The organism is Flavobacterium sp. ALD4 (genome assembly GCF_002836475.1).
GTDB lineage: Bacteria > Bacteroidota > Bacteroidia > Flavobacteriales > Flavobacteriaceae > Flavobacterium.
The window spans coordinates 570811-591056 of record NZ_PJBJ01000030.1 but is presented as its reverse complement, the minus strand read 5'-3'; the positions used below and the strand labels follow the sequence as shown (position 1 = coordinate 591056).

15 protein-coding genes and 1 pseudogene are annotated in these 20246 nt (G+C 34.7%); 10 read left to right on the top strand and 6 right to left on the bottom strand.

What is annotated here, in order from left to right:
- Window positions 1–135: 135 nt before the first annotated feature.
- Window positions 136–2895 (bottom strand): TonB-dependent receptor, encoded by a 2760-nt coding sequence (locus CXF59_RS11235; protein ID WP_101137862.1) that lies wholly within the window; start codon window positions 2893–2895, stop codon window positions 136–138.
- A 177-nt stretch (window positions 2896–3072) separates the two neighbouring features.
- On the opposite strand from CXF59_RS11235, the gene CXF59_RS11230 reads away from it, so the two are divergent.
- Both CXF59_RS11230 and CXF59_RS11225 read left to right on the top strand, forming a co-directional pair.
- Entirely contained in the window at window positions 3073–3756 is a 684-nt protein-coding gene (locus CXF59_RS11230) for a response regulator transcription factor (RefSeq protein WP_101137861.1), read from the top strand.
- An 86-nt stretch (window positions 3757–3842) separates the two neighbouring features.
- Complete coding sequence (locus CXF59_RS11225) at window positions 3843–4898, top strand: cell wall metabolism sensor histidine kinase WalK (protein WP_101137860.1); 1056 nt, start codon at window positions 3843–3845, stop codon at window positions 4896–4898.
- Window positions 4899–5098: 200 nt separating this feature from the next.
- Here CXF59_RS11225 and CXF59_RS11220 read toward each other — a convergent pair whose 3' ends face one another.
- The 3 genes from CXF59_RS11220 to CXF59_RS11210 are packed head-to-tail and all read right to left on the bottom strand — an operon-like array spanning window position 5099 to window position 7363.
- Window positions 5099–6061, bottom strand: a complete 963-nt coding sequence (locus CXF59_RS11220) for a sodium-dependent bicarbonate transport family permease (protein ID WP_101137859.1) — start codon at window positions 6059–6061, stop codon at window positions 5099–5101.
- Window positions 6062–6080: 19 nt separating this feature from the next.
- Window positions 6081–7040, bottom strand: a complete 960-nt coding sequence (locus CXF59_RS11215; protein ID WP_101137858.1) for an L-threonylcarbamoyladenylate synthase — start codon at window positions 7038–7040, stop codon at window positions 6081–6083.
- Window positions 7041–7054: 14 nt separating this feature from the next.
- The gene (locus CXF59_RS11210; RefSeq protein ID WP_101137857.1) at window positions 7055–7363 is read right to left on the bottom strand and encodes a hypothetical protein; all 309 of its coding nucleotides are present in this window, start codon (window positions 7361–7363) and stop codon (window positions 7055–7057) included.
- An 81-nt stretch (window positions 7364–7444) separates the two neighbouring features.
- Here CXF59_RS11210 and CXF59_RS11205 point away from each other — a divergent pair, with 81 nt between their 5' ends.
- From CXF59_RS11205 to phoU, 8 genes are all read left to right on the top strand, one after another.
- Window positions 7445–8386 carry a LysR family transcriptional regulator gene (locus CXF59_RS11205; RefSeq protein ID WP_101137856.1) on the top strand — a complete coding sequence of 314 codons (942 nt, stop codon included), beginning with the start codon at window positions 7445–7447 and terminating at the stop codon, window positions 8384–8386.
- A 495-nt stretch (window positions 8387–8881) separates the two neighbouring features.
- Window positions 8882–9028: a hypothetical protein gene (locus tag CXF59_RS15775; protein WP_198554688.1), complete on the top strand. Its 147-nt coding sequence runs from the start codon at window positions 8882–8884 to the stop codon at window positions 9026–9028.
- A 606-nt stretch (window positions 9029–9634) separates the two neighbouring features.
- Window positions 9635–10846 (top strand): porin, encoded by a 1212-nt coding sequence (locus CXF59_RS11190; RefSeq protein ID WP_101137855.1) that lies wholly within the window; start codon window positions 9635–9637, stop codon window positions 10844–10846.
- 99 nt (window positions 10847–10945) lie between these two features.
- The gene (locus CXF59_RS11185; protein WP_101137854.1) at window positions 10946–11809 is read left to right on the top strand and encodes a PstS family phosphate ABC transporter substrate-binding protein; all 864 of its coding nucleotides are present in this window, start codon (window positions 10946–10948) and stop codon (window positions 11807–11809) included.
- 183 nt (window positions 11810–11992) lie between these two features.
- The gene (gene pstC, locus CXF59_RS11180) at window positions 11993–13201 is read left to right on the top strand and encodes a phosphate ABC transporter permease subunit PstC (RefSeq protein ID WP_232758835.1); all 1209 of its coding nucleotides are present in this window, start codon (window positions 11993–11995) and stop codon (window positions 13199–13201) included.
- Between the two features lies 1 nt (window position 13202).
- Window positions 13203–14081: a phosphate ABC transporter permease PstA gene (gene pstA, locus CXF59_RS11175; RefSeq protein WP_101137853.1), complete on the top strand. Its 879-nt coding sequence runs from the start codon at window positions 13203–13205 to the stop codon at window positions 14079–14081.
- 102 nt (window positions 14082–14183) lie between these two features.
- On the top strand, window positions 14184–14936 hold the full coding sequence (gene pstB, locus CXF59_RS11170; RefSeq protein ID WP_101137852.1) for a phosphate ABC transporter ATP-binding protein PstB: 753 nt from the start codon (window positions 14184–14186) through the stop codon (window positions 14934–14936).
- Between the two features lie 61 nt (window positions 14937–14997).
- Window positions 14998–15666, top strand: a complete 669-nt coding sequence (gene phoU / locus CXF59_RS11165; protein ID WP_101137851.1) for a phosphate signaling complex protein PhoU — start codon at window positions 14998–15000, stop codon at window positions 15664–15666.
- A gap of 87 nt (window positions 15667–15753) precedes the next feature.
- Here phoU and CXF59_RS11160 read toward each other — a convergent pair whose 3' ends face one another.
- Window positions 15754–16833 (bottom strand): glycosyltransferase, encoded by a 1080-nt coding sequence (locus CXF59_RS11160; protein WP_101137850.1) that lies wholly within the window; start codon window positions 16831–16833, stop codon window positions 15754–15756.
- Window positions 16834–16925: 92 nt separating this feature from the next.
- Window positions 16926–20228 (bottom strand): annotated as a pseudogene (locus CXF59_RS11155) (hypothetical protein).
- Window positions 20229–20246 lie beyond the last annotated feature (18 nt).

Below are 20246 nucleotides of genomic sequence, written 5' to 3'. Positions count from 1 at the left end.
TATTACGATGCTGTTAAGAATTCTTCTATGACTTTCAATACAATTAACATTAAATTTACACGTCTTATATAGTAATAAAAAAGAGGTAGTTGATCATCATCAGCTACCTCTTTTTAATGTAATATAAAGTTGGTGCTAGAACTTATAATTCAAAGACAAACTTAAGTTAGATCCAATTTTATAAGAACTTGCTAATACATCAGCAGTTTTAATTAATGGTGCGCTGCTTTGATCAGTGAATCTTTCATAAACTGGATTTAAGATGTTTTTATATGACAATCCTATGTTTAATTTTTTAGTTAAGTTAGATTTTAGAATAAAGTCTAATCTACCAATTGATTTGTCTATTAAGTTTCCTCTTTCTGAAGTTCCTATTACAGCTAATTTATCAGAAACATAGGCATAAGTTACCGTTGCAGTAATGTTTTTGTCGTTTTTAAATTCTTTTGTATAAGACATATCTGCATTTGCTAAAAAGTCAGCAGCTCCTGATAATTTTGAGTTTTTGTAAGTAAAATTAGCACCGAACCCGTTTTCATTTAAAACTTTAGCATTACTTAAATCCATGTCCTGATACATATAGGATCCGTTAAAGCCGAAAGTTAATTTCTCTTTTAAATTGGTTTCATCGCTAATTTCAAAAATATTTTTTCTAAATTCTAACTCGATTCCAGCTACTACTGCTTTATCACCTGTGTTTGCCCAAGTAATGTTTCCAGAAGAGGAATTGGTAAACATTTCATTGATTGGGTTTTGGATTAATTTTCCGAAAGCAGTTACCGAAAGAATTTCGTCGTTACTAGGATATAATTCCCAACTTAAATCAGCATTGTAGTTTGTTGAAGCGTAAAGTTTATTGTTACCTTCATAACTTTGTCCTACTTCTTGAAAAAGGATTTTTACTTTTTCTTTAAATTGCGGTAGAGTATAGGTATTACTAGCTGCAAATTTTAAGTTTTGCTTGTCATTTAATTTGTATTTAGCGATTATGCTAGGCAAAAACTTCACTGGCGCGTAAGTATTTCCAGTTCCGTCTGGTGCATCCAAACTCACGTAATAAACATATTGCTCTATTTGTTCAAATCTACCTCCTAAAATCACTGATAATCTATCAGTAAAATTGTATTGTGCATTTCCGTAAACGGCATGAATGTTTAAATCGCCATTATATAGTTGAGAAAGTTTGCTAGAACTGTCGCCATTTGCTAAATCAAAATTGGTATCATTTAAGTACAAATCAGTATTGTTAAATCCATCTTTTGGAAAAAGCGTTTTATTAGTTTCGGGAAAAAAGGAGTACTGTTCAGAATTAAAGTCAACGGTTTTCATCTTACCAGAGTATCCTAGTGTAGCTTTACCTTTGAATTCCTCTTCATTTGTTTTAGCAAAATTATACGAACCTGAAATATTTGCTGACCATTCTTTTTCAGTTAAACCTTGGTAATAACGGTGATTGTTTATGCTTGAGTTTTTGAAAAAAGTATAATCTGTAGATCCATCATTTGAGGGGACAAAAGTATTTTGCATACGATCTGGAATAGTGTTGTCCAGTATACTGTATCCAAGACTCCAATTTGCTGTGGTTCTTTCATTGTATTTGTGCTTACCTAATAATTGGTTTACAATTAATTGTGTTTTATCGAAAGTTCCGCGTTTTATAAAACCAATTTGGTCTAAACCTGAGAACTCAATATCAAACCCTTCGTACTCACTGTAATCTTGTGAAGTAGAGTTTAAAAATAAAGTAGTAAACAAAATAGAGTTATTTCTATTGATTTTGTAATCTGCGGTACCCATTACGGTAGAATTAGTATTGAATTGATACGATTTTCTAAAGAGATCAGTATTGGCAGCACCTTGTGCAGTGATGGTTGTTCTATAGATCCCTTCGTTATATTTGTTTTCAGCATCAAATCCAGCAGTTATGAAAGCACTAATAGTGCTGTTTGCGCCGACATTGAATTTTTTTCCTGCAGATAAAGAAATATTATTATTTAAAGTGTTTTTTCTTTCTTGTCTGTCCCAGCTATTATTATAGTTGTACGGTAGTAAAGGATTGCTTGGAGCATTTGTTTTATTGAAACCAAAGTAAGAAGGGCCGTCTTGCAAGTAAAAATTATCAAGTTTAGCTACGTTTGTGTTCGTACCTACACCTACACCAATTTGAATAAATGGAGAGCCTGTCATTTTCTTTGATACAATATCCACGTTTGCTCCTCCAAAATCAGCATAGTTTTGTGATTCAAATGTTTTGCTGATTCCTACAGATTCAACAATATCTGTAGAGAAAATATCCAAAAGTATGTTCTTGTTTTTAGGGTTGTTAGACGGTAAAGGCAATCCGTTTAAAGTGGTCACATTATAACGGTCTCCTAAACCTCTTACAAAAACACTTCCTGAACCTTCTTGTTTAGAAACACCGCTTATTTTAGTCACTGCAGTAGCAACATCACTAACTCCTTTTCTAGCTAATTCTTGTGAACCAATGCTTTGTTTTATTTCAACCGCATTTTTCTGATCCATTAACAAGGCGGTTTCTTTTTGCTTGTTTACGATTGTAGTAATAACTACATCATCTAGTTTGTAACTGGACGCGCCTAATGCTTTGCTTAGTGTTATTGTCTCTCCACTCTTTACTATAATAGTAACCTCTGCTGATTCGTAACCAATAAAACTATACTGTATTACATAGCTTCCTGCAGGAGCATTAAGTGAGTATTTACCATCAATGTCAGTTGTGCCATTTATTTGTGTTCCTTTTAATAATACGTTTGCAAAAGGTAATGTTTCGTTGTTATAATCTTTATCAGTTATGACCCCGGAAACAGTACCTTTATTTTGAGAGAAAGCAAGGGTGCTGATAAAAAGCGTTAAAATGAATAGTTTAAATTTCATAGTTTGTTTAATTTTTTGCAAAGTAATGGCGTCTTTGTAAACTCTGCGTTACTGTGAGGTTACCATTATGTGTGTTAAGCATTACTAAAAGGTTACCAAATCAAATTACAGTTAATACTGCCTTTTTGCTATTCATTTATTATTACATTTACCAATGCAAACGTAAATTTGCCAAATATGAAAAAGAAACATACCAAGATTTTACTAGTTGATGACGAACCGGACATTTTAGAAATTGTAGGTTATAACCTCACCCAGGAAGGATATCAAATTTTCACGGCGGCGAATGGAAAAGAAGCGGTTGCTAAAGCTAAAAAGGAATTGCCAGATTTGATCATAATGGATGTGATGATGCCTGAAATGGATGGAATGGAAGCTTGTGAAAATATCAGGAAAATTGCGGAGTTAAGTAATGTGATTATTACTTTCTTGACTGCAAGAAGCGAAGATTATTCGCAAGTTGCGGGATTTGATGCCGGAGCTGATGACTATATCACAAAACCGATAAAGCCAAAACTATTGGTCAGTAAAGTGAAAGCATTGTTACGTCGCTTGAAAGAGAGTGAGCAAGACAATGGAACTTTAAATGTAGGTGGGATAGAAATAAATCGCGAAGAATATAAAATAGTAAAGGATAATATCGAAATTGGACTACCCAGAAAAGAATTTGAGTTGTTTTATTTGTTAGCGTCTAAACCAGGAAAAGTATTTAAGCGTGATGAGATTCTTGATAAAGTTTGGGGAAACGAAGTAGTTGTAGGGGGAAGAACTATTGATGTTCATATTAGAAAGCTCCGAGAAAAAATAGGCGAAGATTTTTTTAAAACTATTAAAGGGGTTGGTTATAAATTTGAGGTTTAAATTAAATATAATAAAAGTTGTTTGTAAAAGTGGGATAGGGTCTTCTTTGTAAGACTAGATTAAATAGACAACGTACGCACTAAAAAATGAAAATAAGTTTTAAAAAAACCTATAAGTTTGCCGTAAAATCAGCATTGTATATCAGTCTTTTTTCAACGGGATTTGTTATGCTGCTGGCATCTAATATGTTCAAGTTACATTTCCGTAGTCTGTATTTATTTGGTTTTGTTTTCATGTTAATAGTGTATCTTTTTTCATTTATTGTTTTACAGTATCGAGTAGAGCGTTTTATATACAGACGTGTAAAAAAAATCTATGATGATGTTTCGCTGTTACAATCAAGTACATTCATAAATCAACCGATTACGACAGATATGGAAACCCTGACTAGGGAGGTAAAGAAATTTGCGACTGATAAAAAACTGGAAATTGAAATGTTGCAAGTTCGAGAAGAATACAGGAGAGAATTCTTAGGAAATGTTTCACATGAACTGAAGACCCCATTATTTACTGTGCAAGGGTACATATCCACTTTGTTGGATGGGGCAATGGAAGATAAAGTAATTAGAAAAAAATACTTAAAACGTGCCGAAAAGGGAGTGGAACGGTTGATCTACATTGTAAACGATTTAGACATGATAACCAAACTTGAAGTAGGGGATTTGAATTTAGATATTTCAGAATTTGATATTGTTGAATTAATTCAGAACGTTTTTGACCTATTGGAAATGAAGGCAGAAAAAAAGAAAATTACGCTTTCGTTTGAGAACTACCATCTCTTACCTAATTATGTGAGAGGAGACAGAGACAGAATTCAGCAAATCATTGAAAACCTTCTTGTTAATTCAATAAAATACGGGAAAACTGGCGGGGCGACTGAGGTTGCCGTGGTTAATTTGACAAAAGAGAAGGTACTAATCCGTATTAGTGATAATGGAGAAGGAATAGAGAAGCAAAATATCAACAGACTTTTTGAGCGTTTTTATCGGGTAAATAAAAGTGGCTCCCGTTCAGAAGGGGGTTCGGGATTGGGATTAGCAATTGTAAAACATATCATCGAAGCTCACAAAGAAAAAATATACGTTGAGAGCGAATTTGGTGTAGGTTCAGAATTTTCTTTTACGGTTGCAAAAAAACAATAAATAAGCACGAAAGGGCTGTTTCTAATTTTATAGAAACAGCCTTTGATCTTTAGTTGAACTGTTCGTTTTTTTAATGTTCCTACTTGGAATAACAATAACAATTATACTTACTGTTTAGTTTTAAATTTTCTGGTATAATGCCGCTATAGTATGAAAATACTCTAATTTTTTATTGGACTATATTGAATACATAAGCGGTACTAACTACATAAGACTATGGAAAGATAAATAGGCATTCCAAATGTTATATTAAAAGGAAAGGTAATTGCCAATGCCATAGGCAGAAATATTCCAGGATTTGCCTTTGGAACTGCGATTTTCATGGCGGCGGGGACCGCAATGTATGACGCACTCGAAGCCAAGACCGCAAAAATAAATCGGTTACCGATATCATCTGTTATAAAATGACTTAGGTATGCAACGACAATACCGTTTATCAATGGGATGATGATTGCAAATAGGAAGCTGAACCATCCGCTTTTTAAAAAATCGTTTAATTTTCGACCGCTTACAATTCCCATATCAAGTAAAAATATCGCTAGAAACCCTTTGAACATATCTGTTGTAAAAGGCTTGATGCCTAAGGCTTGTTGATCACTGGCTAAAAAACCAATAATTAAACTTCCTGTGATTAACAACACACTGCCATTGGTAAATGAATGCTTGATAAGGGAACTCATTTTGGTGCTTTGAACATCATTTTTACTGAATAGTCGAATTAAAATCACTCCAACTATAATTGCCGGAGCTTCCATTAGTGCCATAACGGCGACCATGTGACCGCTAAAAGTATAGTTTTGCATTTCTAAGAAAGTAATTGCGGTTACGAATGTAACAGCACTAACAGAGCCATAAGCTGCAGCAATGGCGCCTGAATTGTCGATACTAAAATGTTTTTTAAGAATGAAAAAACTATAAAGTGGGATTATGACTGCGATTAGAACTCCGAATGCAACTGACCAGATGATGTCAAGTGTAAAATGACTGTGTGACAATTCTTGTCCTCCCTTAAAGCCAATTGAAAAAAGAAGATAAAGTGAGATGAATTTAGATGAATTTTCTGGGATTTCTAAATCACTTTTTAGTCGTACAGCGATAATACCGAGTAAAAAGAATAGTAAGGCTGGATTCGTGATATTTTCAAGTAGTAAATCGAAGTTCATTGTTTGGTTTTAGAATAATTTATTTTTTTGTAGCCCTTTCAAGTCTGTCGTTAATGGTTCTTCCCAAACCATGATCAGGAAATCTTTCGGCGATAATTACATCAAGCTCTAATTGATCGAGTTTATGTAATGCATTGTATAACTGGGATGCGGCTTCCGTTAAATCTCCGGTAGGGGATAAAATCTCATTTGCTACTATGTTTTTATTCTCAAAATGATCTTGGTAGGTTAACAGTCCTATTCTTTTTGTAGCAAATAATACCAGTGCTTGAGAAATGGTTTCTGTTAATACGGTTGTCGTTTTAGGCGCATAATGTTTTGAGAGCATTCCAGGAGCTAATGGCGCTTCTCCTTTGTGTGTTTTTATTTTTAGCGAGCCAATAACAGCTTCAATTTCTTCAATGGTTATGGAGCCTAATCGATATAAAACAGCTGATTCATCCTCAAAACCAATTATCGTAGATTCTATTCCGCTGCGGCATTCGCCACCCTCTAAAACGGTCAGTGAAGATGTTGCAAAATAGTTAGCTACATGTTCCGCTTTCGTTGGGCTGATGGAGCCAAAGGGATTTGCGCTTGGAGCAGCCAGTGGAAAGTTCAATTGTTCCAAAAGAGCTAATGTTACTGGGTGATTAGGAACGCGAACGGCAACAGTGTCTTTTCCTGCAGTAACTAAATCCGGAATTGTGTGTTGCCTTTTTAATACTAAGGTTAGTGGACCTGGCCAAAATACATCCGCTAATAATTTTGCTTGTTCGGGAATTTCAGATGCAATCTGATTCAGATCAGCGCCCGATTTGATATGAACTATAAGTGGGTTGTAAAAAGGTCTTTTTTTTAGTTCGAAAATCTTTTTAAGAGCCTTTTCGCTGTAAGCATTTCCAGCTAATCCGTAAACCGTTTCCGTTGGAATGGCGACAATTTCATTCTGATTCAAAAGTGCTGCGGCATCGCGAGATGAAGTGCTGATTAAAGCCATGTTTTTTTAAATTTTTAAGCTATGGATTCTAATTTTTTTGCAGGGACAAGGGATATCTGGATAGTTCCTTCTATTTTAAACTCCATATCGTTTGGAATGGAGTAAGCTATTAAGTCTGTTATGTTTTTTGCAGCAATGGTAAGCAACTCAACTCTGCTTTTGGAATGAGCGGTGCTCTCGCTAAATCGGATCTCGTTACTAAAATTTTCTAACTGATGAAAGTTGATTTTACTGTTTATTAAAGCTAATAGAATTTTTTTTGCCTCTAGCGGCGAGTATTGCCCTTCTACTAATTTGAATTGGTAGTCTTTTTCTTTTTCCATTGTTTTATTTTTTTGCAAATGTAGAATTGCTAATTCATATGTTTTTATTTATATTTGTAATGGAATACATAAAAATAATTTATGAACTATACTTTGCATCAATTGTATGTTTTTCTTAAAGTAGCTCAGAATAAGAGTATTACTAAGGCAGCTGTAGAGTTACATCTTACTCAACCGGCAGTTTCTATACAATTAAAGAATTTTCAGGATCAATTTGAATTTCCATTAACGGAGGTTATTGGTAGAAAGCTATATGTGACAGATTTTGGTGAGGAAATTGCCATCGCTGCCGAGAAAGTTTTAAATGAAGTCGAGGCGATTAACTATAAGACCTTGGCTTACAAAGGAGAACTAAGTGGGCGCTTAAAGATTTCCATTGTATCTACTGGTAAATACGTGATGCCTTATTTTCTCGCTGATTTTTTAAAACAGAATCCCGGAGTAGATTTAATTTTGGATGTGACCAATAAGAAACAAGTTTTAGAAAGTTTAGAGCATAACGAGGTGGACTTTTCTTTAGTTTCGGTATTGCCAGAATCCGTGCAAATTAATACAGTAGAATTGTTGCCCAATGAACTATATATGATGGTAAATGCAGAACAAGCTTACGAAAAAGATATTTATAAGGTTTCTATTTTAGAAGAATTAGCGGTTATTTATCGTGAGGAAGGTTCGGGAACACGTTATGTTATGGAAAAGTTTATCGAAAACAATAATCTGATTGTCCCAAAAAAGGTGGAGCTTACAGGAAATGAAGCAGTAAAACAAGCTGTTTTGGCTGGATTAGGTTGTTCTATTATGCCTTTAATCGGAGTGAAGAACGAGCTTAACAACGGTAGTTTGCAGATTGTTCCAGTAAAAGGGTTGCCAATTAAATCAAATTGGAATTTAATTTGGTTAAAAGGCAAGAAGTTTTCGCCGGTAGCAACTGCTTATTTGAATTTTATTCAAAACGAAAAAGAAAGAATTATTGAAACGTCATTTAAATGGATTAAGGATAAAAGTAAGGGTGTCGGAAATTAGAGGTTTAAATTATATAGGTTGATCTAACACTAAACTATTCTGTTCAACTCCTATTTGCAATTTGAATCGAAAAAAGCACTTTATGTTTTTCATGTATTTAAGTAAAACGGTTTGGTTTTTTTTAGATTTATTTTTGTTGATTATTAGGTAGTTATGTTTGTGTTTTTCACGAAAATTGTATACTTATAGTGCGTTTTTTAAATTAAGCAATCTATTATATGCAAACTGATTTGAGTTTCTGGATTGGATTTAATTTAATGTGTTTGTTTTATTCATGTTGGCATTGGATTTAGGGGTTTTTAGTCGAAAAGCACATGAAATAAGTATTATAGAAGCGTTGATCTTGACGGCAGTGTAGATAATGTTGGCAATGTGTTTTAGTAAAACTATGTATTATAGGCATGGAGAGGTAAAAGCAGTAGAGTTTCTTGCGGGTTATGTTATAGAGAAAGCACTAAGTGTAGATAATATTTTTGTGTTCGTTTTATTTTTTGCTTGTTTAAAATACCAGAGATTCATCAGCATAAAATTTTGTTTTGGGGAATCATTGGAGGATTGATGATGCAATCTGGCCTTATTTTCGCTGGCGTTGCCTTACTCAAAAAATTTCATTGGATGATTTACGTTTTCGGGGCATATTGATTTATACCGGATATGAAATGCTTATGTAAAAAGAAAAAGCAATTGAATCGGAAAATTAGAAGGAGGTTATTTTACCTTAAACTATAAATGGGATTTGGCAAAAAATCAATTACTCTATCCATTTGCTAAATTTCAGTACTATGATGGCGGTAAGAAATTTTAAAAAGACGACAGAAGCTACACGGTAAGAGATTATGAAGTAGGTTTAGAATGGCAGCCTTATAAAGCATATAAATTCACTGCAACTTGAGTTATGGCTGACGTAACTTTTGAGGATAGTGCACTTAAGAACAACAGTCAACAGGAAAATTTATTGAGGTTACAAGCTCAGTTTAATTTTTGAAAATATACAACTCAACAATACAAAAAACATCAGAGGCTCATGATGAGTATTTGATGTTTTTTTTATTTCTAAAAGATCTAATTTAAAATGTCCTCTATTTATTTTATGAAAAAGATGGGATTTATTTATAAACTTATAATAATTAGTAGTTTAGGTATTTTGATTGCTTTAATTTATTGTTTTGTTAACCTTTTCGTAACAGTAAAAAGCTTTCTTAACATTAATTTTGCACCGGAATAACACAATAACAACAAATTATTAAAATGAAAAAATTTTTATTGAGTATCGCGCTAATGCTTACTTGTATTGTATCAGCTCAAGAAGCATCAGTTGAGAAAAAATTGACTGAAAATAAGGGATCGGATGCAGCTTATCTTATATCTAAAAAGGGACTTGGCTTTACGGCTAAAGACAGCTTGTTTCAAATGAATATAGGTTTCAGGGTTCAAAGTAGAGCAGGGTTTCAAAAAGACGAAAATAAATCTGGAGTTGTAGAAGGTGAAATCAGAAGAATGAGATTAAAGTTGGATGGTTTTGTTTACGATCCTAAATTTGGATACAAAGTGGAATTAGGTTTTTCTGCGAGAGATATGGCAGTGTCTGGAAATAACGGAAATGTAATTCTTGACGGAGTTCTTTTTTATAAGCCTACAAAAAACTGGGTAATCGGATTTGGACAAACTAAGTTACCTGGAAATAATCAAAGGGTTATTTCTTCGGGATCTTTGGAGTTTACTGATCGTACGATAAACAACTCAAAATTTAATATCGATCGTGATTTTGGACTGTTCTTGGATTACTCGAGACAAGATGCTGATCATTTTTCCTATGCTTTAAAGGGAGCTGTCACTAAAGGTGAAGGAAGAAATTACACAAGTAGCGTAAATGATGGTATCGCCTTAACAGGAAAAGTTGAATTGTTTCCTTTGGGGGCATTCACTAGAAATGGATCTCATTTTGAAGGAGATTTGTTGAGGGAGAAAACGCCGAAATTAATGATTTCCGGTGCTTTTAGTCAAAATAACAATGCGAAAAGATCTCAAGGCCAATTAGGGAATGACCTTTTTGAAACCAGAACATTACAATCGGTATTTTTGGATGCCATGTTTAAATACAACGGATGGACAGCTATGTCATCATATATGTCTAGAGCGACTGACAATGCAATTACAGTTAATCCTTTGGATATTACTAAAAAACAAGCGGTTTTTGTAGGTCATGGTATTGATACTCAATTGAGTTATGTATTTCCTTCAAAATATTCATTAGCGGGAAGATATTCTGTGCAGAGAGTGGGTGCTGATATAGAGAAAATCAGCCCTGATGTGAATGAATACGCGATCAGTTTGTCTAAATATATTTTTGATCACAAATTGAAAGTTCAGACTGAAATTTCATATGAGGAAGAAAAATTTTATACGGGAAACACTTCTGGGAATTGGTATGCACGAGTGCAGGTTGAAATCGGAATATAATTATTGGACAATAGCAAATTGTATAACACTCACATAACATTTAGTTAACATTGGGATTATACTTTTGTAAAAATTTTAAATCAAATAAAAAAACATAAAATGAAAACATCAAAATTATTTTTAATCTTACCTTTAATAGGTATGTTGAGTTGTGGTAAAGCAAAAACTGAAGATAAAGGAACAGAAGCTGCTACTACTGAAGTGTCTGTAACTATCAAAGGAAGCGATACTGTTTTGCCTCTGGCACAAAAAGAAGCTGAAGAATTGATGAAAACAAACTCTGGCGTAAGTGTTACTGTTGTAGGTGGTGGTTCAGGTGTAGGTATAACTGCAATGATTGACGGTACTACTGATATCGCGATGGCTTCAAGAGATTTGAAGACGGAAGAAAAAATGAAATTTGCAGATGAAAAAGTGGAAATTGAGCAAGTTATAATTGCATATGACGCATTAACAGTAATTGTTAATCCAGCAAACAAGGTTTCTAAATTAACTCGTGAGCAGTTAGAGCAAATCTTTACTGGAGCAATCAAAAACTGGAAAGAAGTGGGTGGTGCTGACGAAAAAATAGTTGCTTATTCAAGAGAGTCTTCATCTGGGACTTATGAGTTCTTTAAAGATGAGGTTATGGACAAGAAAAACTATGCAACAGATATCTTGAACTTACCTGCAACTGGAGCAATTGTTCAGGCAGTAGGGCAAACTAAAGGAGCTATAGGTTATATCGGATTGGCATACGAAACTAAAGAAGTAAAACAATTGGCTGTGTCTTATGACCAAGGAAAAACTTTTATTGAGCCGTCTGTAGCTAGCGCTAAGGATAAGTCATATCCAATATCTAGACCATTGTTCTACATGTTTGATAAGAAAAATGCTGCTAAAGTAAAAACAGTTGTGGACTATGCACTTTCTGCTGAGGGACAAAAAATTGTTGCAGAAGTTGGTTACATTCCATTGAATTAATAAAGATTAATTTTTAATTCGGAGAAAGGTTGCCTCATTAGAGGCAACCTTTCTTTATTTATAATCGAGTTATAATTTCGAGCCGCACGGATCGCTTAACATTAAGTTAACATAAGGTTAACGATGCGGATACATTCAGGACCTTTGGCTGGTGTAATTTTGCTAAAAATAAAAAACACTCTTTTGAAAACAAATTTTAAACAGATTAAAGAGAAGGTGATTGAAGGTATTTTGATGTTAAGTAGCGCCGCTACTAGTATCACAGTAATTTTAATTGTCTTTTTTCTATTTATAGAAGGTGCTGGGGTTTTTACCAAAAAACCTATTGATAAGGGTTTTTTATTGGCAGTAAATGAGTCAAATCCAGTAAGTAGATTAGAGCCGTCACAAATTAAAGATATTTTTGATCAAAAAATTAAAAATTGGAGTGAACTTGGTGGGAAAGACGAGCCTATCGTTTTGTTTAGAACAGGAGATATAACTGATTACTATACAGAAGAAGAGCTTGGTGAAAATTTTGTTAATTTTCCCGATAAAATAAATGATCTTATGGCTAAAACGCCAGGGATTATTGCGTTTTTCTCAGATAAGTATGTAAATAAAGAGTTTAAAGGAAAAGAGTTAGATATTAACAAAATTACTGTTTATAAATTCTTATCCGGTGAAGAATGGTTTCCTACCGCAGAACCTGTCGCTCAAATGGGTGTTAAGCCTTTAATTTATGGTACATTATGGGTGAGTTTTGGGGCTATTCTATTGGCTTTGCCTATCGCTTTGGCGGCAGCCATCTATTTAAGTGAAATTGCAAAGAAAAGAACCCGTAATTTATTAAAACCGCTTATCGAACTTTTGGCTGGAATCCCGTCCGTTGTTTATGGTTTTTTTGGATTGGTAGTTATTGTGCCTTTAATTCAAAGTCTTTTTGGTTTACCGGTTGGTGAAACTGCTTTAGCGGGAAGTGTGGTGCTTGCAATCATGGCTTTGCCTACGATTATTACTATCTCAGAGGATGCAATGCGCAATACGCCACGTGCCATGAAAGAAGCTAGTTTGGCTTTAGGGGCATCCCACTGGCAAACGATTTACAAGGTGGTAATTCCATATTCTGCATCTGGTATAACAGCCGGTGCCATTTTAGGAATAGGTCGTGCCATTGGTGAAACCATGGCCGTATTAATGGTGACTGGAAATGCTGCTGTTATACCTCATTCCTTTTTAGCGCCTGTTCGAACAATTCCTGCCACTATTGCAGCGGAATTAGGTGAGGCTCCAAACGGAGGTTTGCATTATGAAGCCCTATTTGCATTGGGTTGTATTCTATTCATAATTACTTTTGGGATCAATATGTTAGTAGAATTAGTGACCAATAGAAACTCCCATAAAAAACATTAAAATGAGTACTGAAAATAAATTAGCCAACAAAAAAAGGAGAAGTCAAAAAATTGCCTTTGGGATTTTTACCGCTACAAGTTATGCCATTGTAGGACTTTTATTTGTAATATTAGCTTTTATAGTAACGAAGGGTATTGGAGTTATTAGCTGGGAATTCATCAGCGCTATGCCAAAAAACGGAATGACTGAAGGGGGTATTTTTCCTGCTATTGTTGGAACACTCTGTTTGGTTTTGGCGAGTATGATATTTGCTTTCCCTGTTGGTGTATTAGCCGCCATTTACATGAGTGAATATGTGAAAGACGGCTGGCCAAAAAAAATAATTAAGCAAATGACAAATAATCTTGCTGGAGTTCCATCCATTGTGTTTGGGCTTTTTGGAATGTCATTATTTGTGAATAAGTTAGAATTTGGAGATTCAATTTTAGCGGGTGGATTAACTTTAGGTTTATTAGTGCTTCCGGTTATCATCAGAACAACGGAGGAATCATTGAAAGCCGTTGACGATACATTTAGACAAGCTAGCTTTGGGCTGGGAGCCAGCAAGTGGGAAACGACGAGTAAAATTGTATTCCCAATCGCATTTCCTAATATCATTACCGGATTAATATTATCCGTAGGAAGAGTTTCCGGAGAGACGGCTCCTATTTTATTTACCGTTGCTGCCTATTTTTTACCTAAATTGCCAACTTCTATTTTTGATCAGGCGATGGCGTTACCTTATCATTTATATGTGATTGCGACTAGCGGTACTGATATTGAAAAATCAAGAGCGATGGCCTATGGTACAGCACTTATATTGATTATTATTGTATTAATTTCCAATTTATTGGCGAATGCACTTCGTAAGTATTACGGGAAAAAAGTAAAAATGAATTAAGACCATTTGCTACGTCAAAGTAGTCTTTTTATATAAGGGATGAATGGGATAATGGTATTACATTAGAATAACTGAATTAAAGAATAAAATTAAAGGGATAACATGCAAAAAATACAATCAAACAACGTAAATTTTTATTACGGAGAAAACCATGCTTTGCGCGACATTTCTTTATCGATGAAAGAAAATACCGTTACAGCATTAATTGGACCGTCAGGATGTGGTAAATCAACGTATCTGCGTTTATTGAACAGAATGAACGATCTCATAGATGGTACTAAAATGACAGGAAGTATTATTATTGATGGTGTAGATATTTACGGAAAAAACACGAATGTTGATGCTTTGCGTAAAAACGTAGGGATGGTTTTTCAAAAACCAAATCCATTTCCAAAGACTATTTATGAGAATGTAGCCTATGGTTTGCGTGTGAATGGGATTACTGATAAAAATGAAATTGAAGAGCGCGTTGTTACTACTATTGAACAAGTGGCGCTTTGGGATGAGGTAAAAGACAAACTAAAAAAATCAGCTTTTGAACTTTCTGGAGGACAACAACAACGGTTATGTATCGCTCGTGCTTTAGCAATAAAGCCTTCTATCTTATTGATGGATGAGCCAACATCAGCATTAGATCCAATTTCCACTTCAAAAATTGAAGAACTTATTTACGAGCTTAAAAATAAGTATACGATCGTTATAGTAACACATAATATGCAACAAGCAGGTCGTGTAAGTGATACTACTGCCTTTTTCTATATGGGTGAGTTGATTGAGGTCGATAAAACAAAAACGATTTTTACAAAACCGGCTATCAAGCAAACGGAAGACTATATAACAGGAAGATTCGGATAAAAATTACTTTGATATTTATTAAGAATTTTGTAGATTTAAATATTAAAATCTTTAGATAAAAATGGCATCACACTTAGAAACAGAACTTGGTAAGCTTAGAGGTATAATTATAAAAATAGGAGGCCTTGCTGAAAATCAGGTCGCTGAAGCTGTTAAGGCAGTGCTTTCAGAGCCTGTTTTGGAAAGCAAAGAAGTAAAGAAAACAGAAAATAAGATTGATAAACTCGATGTTAAAATCGATGATATCTGTCAGAGTGTTTTTGCTTTGCAACAACCTGTTGCTTCTGATTTACGATTTATCATCTCCGCAATGCAAATTAGTAGGGAGATAGAAAGGGTTGGTGACTTGTCGATGAGTATCATCAAACTGACTAAAAGTATCAAAGAGAAACATGAGCTTATCTCAAAATTTAATATTGCTGATATTGTTAGAGAAGTCGAAGATATTACCATAAAGACAAATGAGTGTTTCCAAAATATGGATGAAACCAGCATTGAAGAAATTTTCAAATTAAACAGTGATATTAAAAGTAAAAGCAGCGATGCAATCGATAATATCATTGGGGAAATGAAGCATAATTCTAAAACAGTAGTTTCTGGAACCAACTTAGTTATTGCCTTGAAACACTTTGAAAGAATCGCAGATCACAGTACAAATATTGCCGAATCTGTTTTCTTTATGATTAATGCGAAGACTATAAAGCACGAAAAATTTACCGATAAGAATTAATTTAATTCACTATTTAATTATATTTTAAAGCTGAATTTTATATCAAATAACGATATAAAATCCAGCTTTTTTAATGGAACGATGGTTTTAAATTTCAAAAACACTAAAGAATTGTTTCCAATTGGGAGTGTTGTTAAAGTAGGATAAGCCGGTGTACATTTTTATTTCGGGTAAGTTGTCTATTTTAAAATTATTCTGCTCTGCATAAGGTGCCATACCGTCTTCTTTTAGCTTTTTAGCTAAGTACAATTGCTCATATTGACCAGGGGTGGGAATAAAAAATGCTTTTTTCCCCAGTCTTACTAAATCCATAATTGTGGTATAGCCTGAACGTGCCAGAACAATATCACTTTCATTAAAAGTTTGTTCCAGTTGACGGCTGGTCATAAAGTTAAAATAGGTAATGTTTTTCAGCTGTTCCTTTTTTTGTTCCTTTTCTACAATTCCTTTAATGAATACTACAGTACCTCGATATCGTTTTAACTCTATTTTTAAGATGGATTCTAATAAGCCGCGTTGTGGTTCAGGACCGGAGAGAATAACCATTAAATCGTATTTTTGCTGGGTTTCTTTTTGATGCATACGGCTTAACGGACCTATGTATGTAGGTACAAAGGGTAGATTGTTCGAATGACTCAATTCTCCTGCGAGGTTTGGTTGACCTGCAACATCAGGTACCCAGCATTTCGTATATTTTTTAATGATATTTTGATGTAGTTTGCTCGTTAACCAAGTCGTTTGTCCGGTCATCACGTTGAGCTGGTGCGTTATATACACACAGGGAACTTTTTTATTAAAAACCCCCAATCTGTTGTCTGATATTATTCCGTCGAAATCGTATTGTTTCATCCACGAAGCCACCAACTTTTTTTCATTCCAAATGGCTTTCATCATTTTTGGAGCATTTTGCAACAATTTCCATTTAAAATTTTTGCCGTTTTTCGCATACTCTATCTGATAAGAAGGCAATTCGAGCATTTTTAGATAGGGGAATTCTTTGCGCAACATGGCAAGGGCTATTCCGTCAGAAGCAACTATAGGAATGTAATTGTATTCTTGTAATGCCTTTATTATAGGAATGCAGCGCGTTGCATGTCCCAGGCCCCAGTTCAAAGGTGCGATCAAAATAGTTTTCGGGGCATTGTTAATCTCCTTCTTTATTGACATGGCTGCTTTTTTAGCGAAAGATACACAAACAAAGGTTTTGTGAAGAAACACTTTGCATTACCAAACCTTTAAATTATTAATTTCTATTCGAATTAAAAATAGGCTCTTAATTGTATATTTCCAGTATGAATGGCTTGGCTTGATTCGCTTTTTCTTCCCTGATAATTGAAATTAATATCCAGAAATTGGGTTATTTTTTTTTGCAAGAGCAATCTCCAAGTTATATTTTGACCCGTCTGTAAACCTTCTAGCATCTGAAAACCAACAGAATAGAATTCATTGCCATTAAATTTATTTTGATAAAAGGAAATCTCACCATTCATAGTGATTTTTTTATCATTCGCATATGAGAAAGAGGTGCCGAAACGGTTTTGTGTCAAAGTCTCGAAATTACCAATCTGGTTTTCTTTGTTTTGTAACTCATAAAAAACATCTCAACTAGTGTTTTTTGAAAACAGATAACTGATTTTTGGTGCTAATTGATAGCCCCTAATCATATAATTGTTTTCAGGAAAATTTTCCGATGCTGTAGCAGTTTGTATTGTTTTAGCAAAGGTACCAAACAATCAACTTTTCCTGTACAAATGCGAATACTGTACTTGATGGGAACTATTTTTGGAATCCTGCGATCCTATAGAGAGTAGATTTTTTGTTTTATTTTCTAAATAAGAGTAGGTGACGGAGTGCTTTTGTTTTCCTCTATTGTAAAACAGACTATTTCTAAAACTGGAACTCAGCCCTAATACATTTTCCCACTGATTTGGATTTAAAATAATAGATTGTGAAAATTTGGTTTGATGTGTTTTTATATACACGCGATTGGGCAGGTAAACCCTAATGTATTTCGCCTGATCGATAAATGGAGCTACTTCAAATTCCTGTAATTCCTGAATCCTGTTGGCATTATAATCATTCCAGGTATAAACACCTTGTCCGGCAGGGACTTCAAGATAGGTGAACTCCCGCTGTGGCAATGTTCCTGAATTGGTTTCATAAGCACTTGTTCCTTGAATCAATTGATCAAAAAAGCGGTCATTGTATACTATTCGCGAATTCAGTGAAGGCTCTTTCTTGGAATCTACAAAATCCAATACCCGATAATTTGCATAAACGGATAAGTCACTTTTTTCTGTTTGAATTAATTTTGATTTAAAATAGTACGTTTGAGAATTGTTTACCCTTTGTAACAGGCCATTTTGGATACTGTCATTAGTTCTTTTTAACAAGCCCAATTCGACAAATACCTTTGTGCTATCTCCTCGACCTGCGAATACTCCATATTCTGAAAAGCGTTGACTTAAATCCGAAAATTGGCGAGTTGATTTATTTTTTTGTTGATTGTCCTCAAAACGTTGGCTTGTACCAATCCAGTTTTTGTCAAAATGATACCGAATTTGGGATTGGTTTCTAACGAAATTCGAAGTAGTAAGTGTGCCGTCGCTTTTTAAATAGCTTCCTTGGTTTTGAAAGCTCCATTTTTTTAGATTAAAGTGCCCGTTTATACTATGTCTGTTCCCGGAAAAGCTTTCAGAAAAGTCTAGTTTTTCAAATTGGTATTTTAGCATCCCGCTGTTATTAGGTTTTGTAGAGGGACTTAAGTTAAAGTTCAAGCCCGATACCAGTAAACTTTGATCCCCGACTGCTGTCGTCCCGAGATTCCAATCCCTGTCAAATTCAATGGTGTAAAGCCGTTCGACGGTTCTGAATTCTTTTTGGGTAAATTGATAATTGGCGAAGGCAGCGACGATCCATTGTTTTGAAAATAACCGTTGTTTAGCATTTATTTTAGCGCTTACTCCCTGATTGTTCGAGTCATCAGTTGTAGAGAAAAGATTAGCGTCATTGTTGCTCACTGCTATTTCGAAATCAACAGCTGTTTCTTCGGAGGGAGTGTATTTACCTAAAAAAGTAGCCACTTGAATTTTAGTAGGAGCCACTAATTGAATAATGGGGGCATAATCTCTTTGAGGAATGGTGTTTATTGGGGCAATATATTCGTAGATTCTACTGATGCTGGCTGCGTTTTTCAATATGTAATTTCCTTTATTAGGACCCGCTAAAGTAAATCGGACATTGAACAACTCTTCTTGAGGGTCATTTGAATATTCGAAAATTTCAACCGTATTTATCAACGTTTTCCGATACAGTACTTTATTATCTGAGAAGGAGTCTGGGTACGCAGATGGTGCGGTCATCAATTCCTGATTGTCTCCGGCATTCACCAGAATTTGCGCTTGTTCTTTAGTGAGGTTTTGCTGCAAGGGTTGGTTTTTGATATCGTTTTCAGAATAGAGATAACTACCAAAGCTCCATTTAGCATTTTGATGCGTGGCGCCTGCATAAGTCACAAATCGAGTATAACTCCTGTCGGAGTACTGGTATTCAATCGCAATACGCATTTCAGATGTTATGGTAAATAAGGGTGTAAATGTTATTTCTCCTGCGTTATAGTCAATCGTGTAGTCATTATTCTCCCCTCTTTTTAAAAGGATGCCGTTTACATATACCCGCTCTGATCCCGATATGACAAGTACGTATAATTCGCCATTTTGACCCTTTAACTTATATGGGCCTTGACTGCCTTCGACTCCGGTGAAATTACTTTTAGCATATTGTCCCCTTACCAAGGCTGCGGATGCAAAAACGGAAGTTTTATTTTCAGGGGTGCCAAAATGAAAATAAGCGGAAAGCCCTTGTACCTTTTTATTAAAGGTTAGAAATTGGCTAGCGTGATTTTCAAGAAAAAGATCCCCTGCTCGTATATTCCATTTTTCGCTTAAAATCTCCATGAAAATATTATCAAACTGGTCTAGCCGCTGTGAGTAACCACCATCTTGTAATGGAATATTACTGTCTTGTAATGAGGCTCGTAAACTAACTTTTTCTGATAACTTACCCGTGATTTGCAAATCCAGATTGGAGTTTAGAACCGTGTTTTGATTGTTACCTATCGTTACTCCACGGGTAATACTTCCTGAAGTGCTGAGGCCATCAAAAGGGATGTTTTTTTCAGGAGCGTTCGTGTTTATTTGATATAATTTATCCGAATTAATATCGTTGCTTACCACGCGACTGGGGTCATAAATACGGTATTCTTTCGTTAAGAAATCAGGGTATTTCAGGTACTGAACCGTTATGGAATCGGATTGAAAAAGAAGATTGTTTTTTAAAAATAAAGTTCCTTTTTGAAAATCAACTTTATAATGAGTGCTGTCTATGGCAGTGTTATTGGCGTCAAGCAATTTGAAAAAAGCTGTGTTGATGCTTACTTTTTCGAGGTGTATGGTGTCACTGGAAACGGGAATTTTTTTGGTAGCGTATAATGAATTGTTTTCCTGGGCATATAGCCCAGAAAAACATATAATCATCGCCAAAAGAAATACTTTTTTTACCATAAAGAGAATAACGTCTAT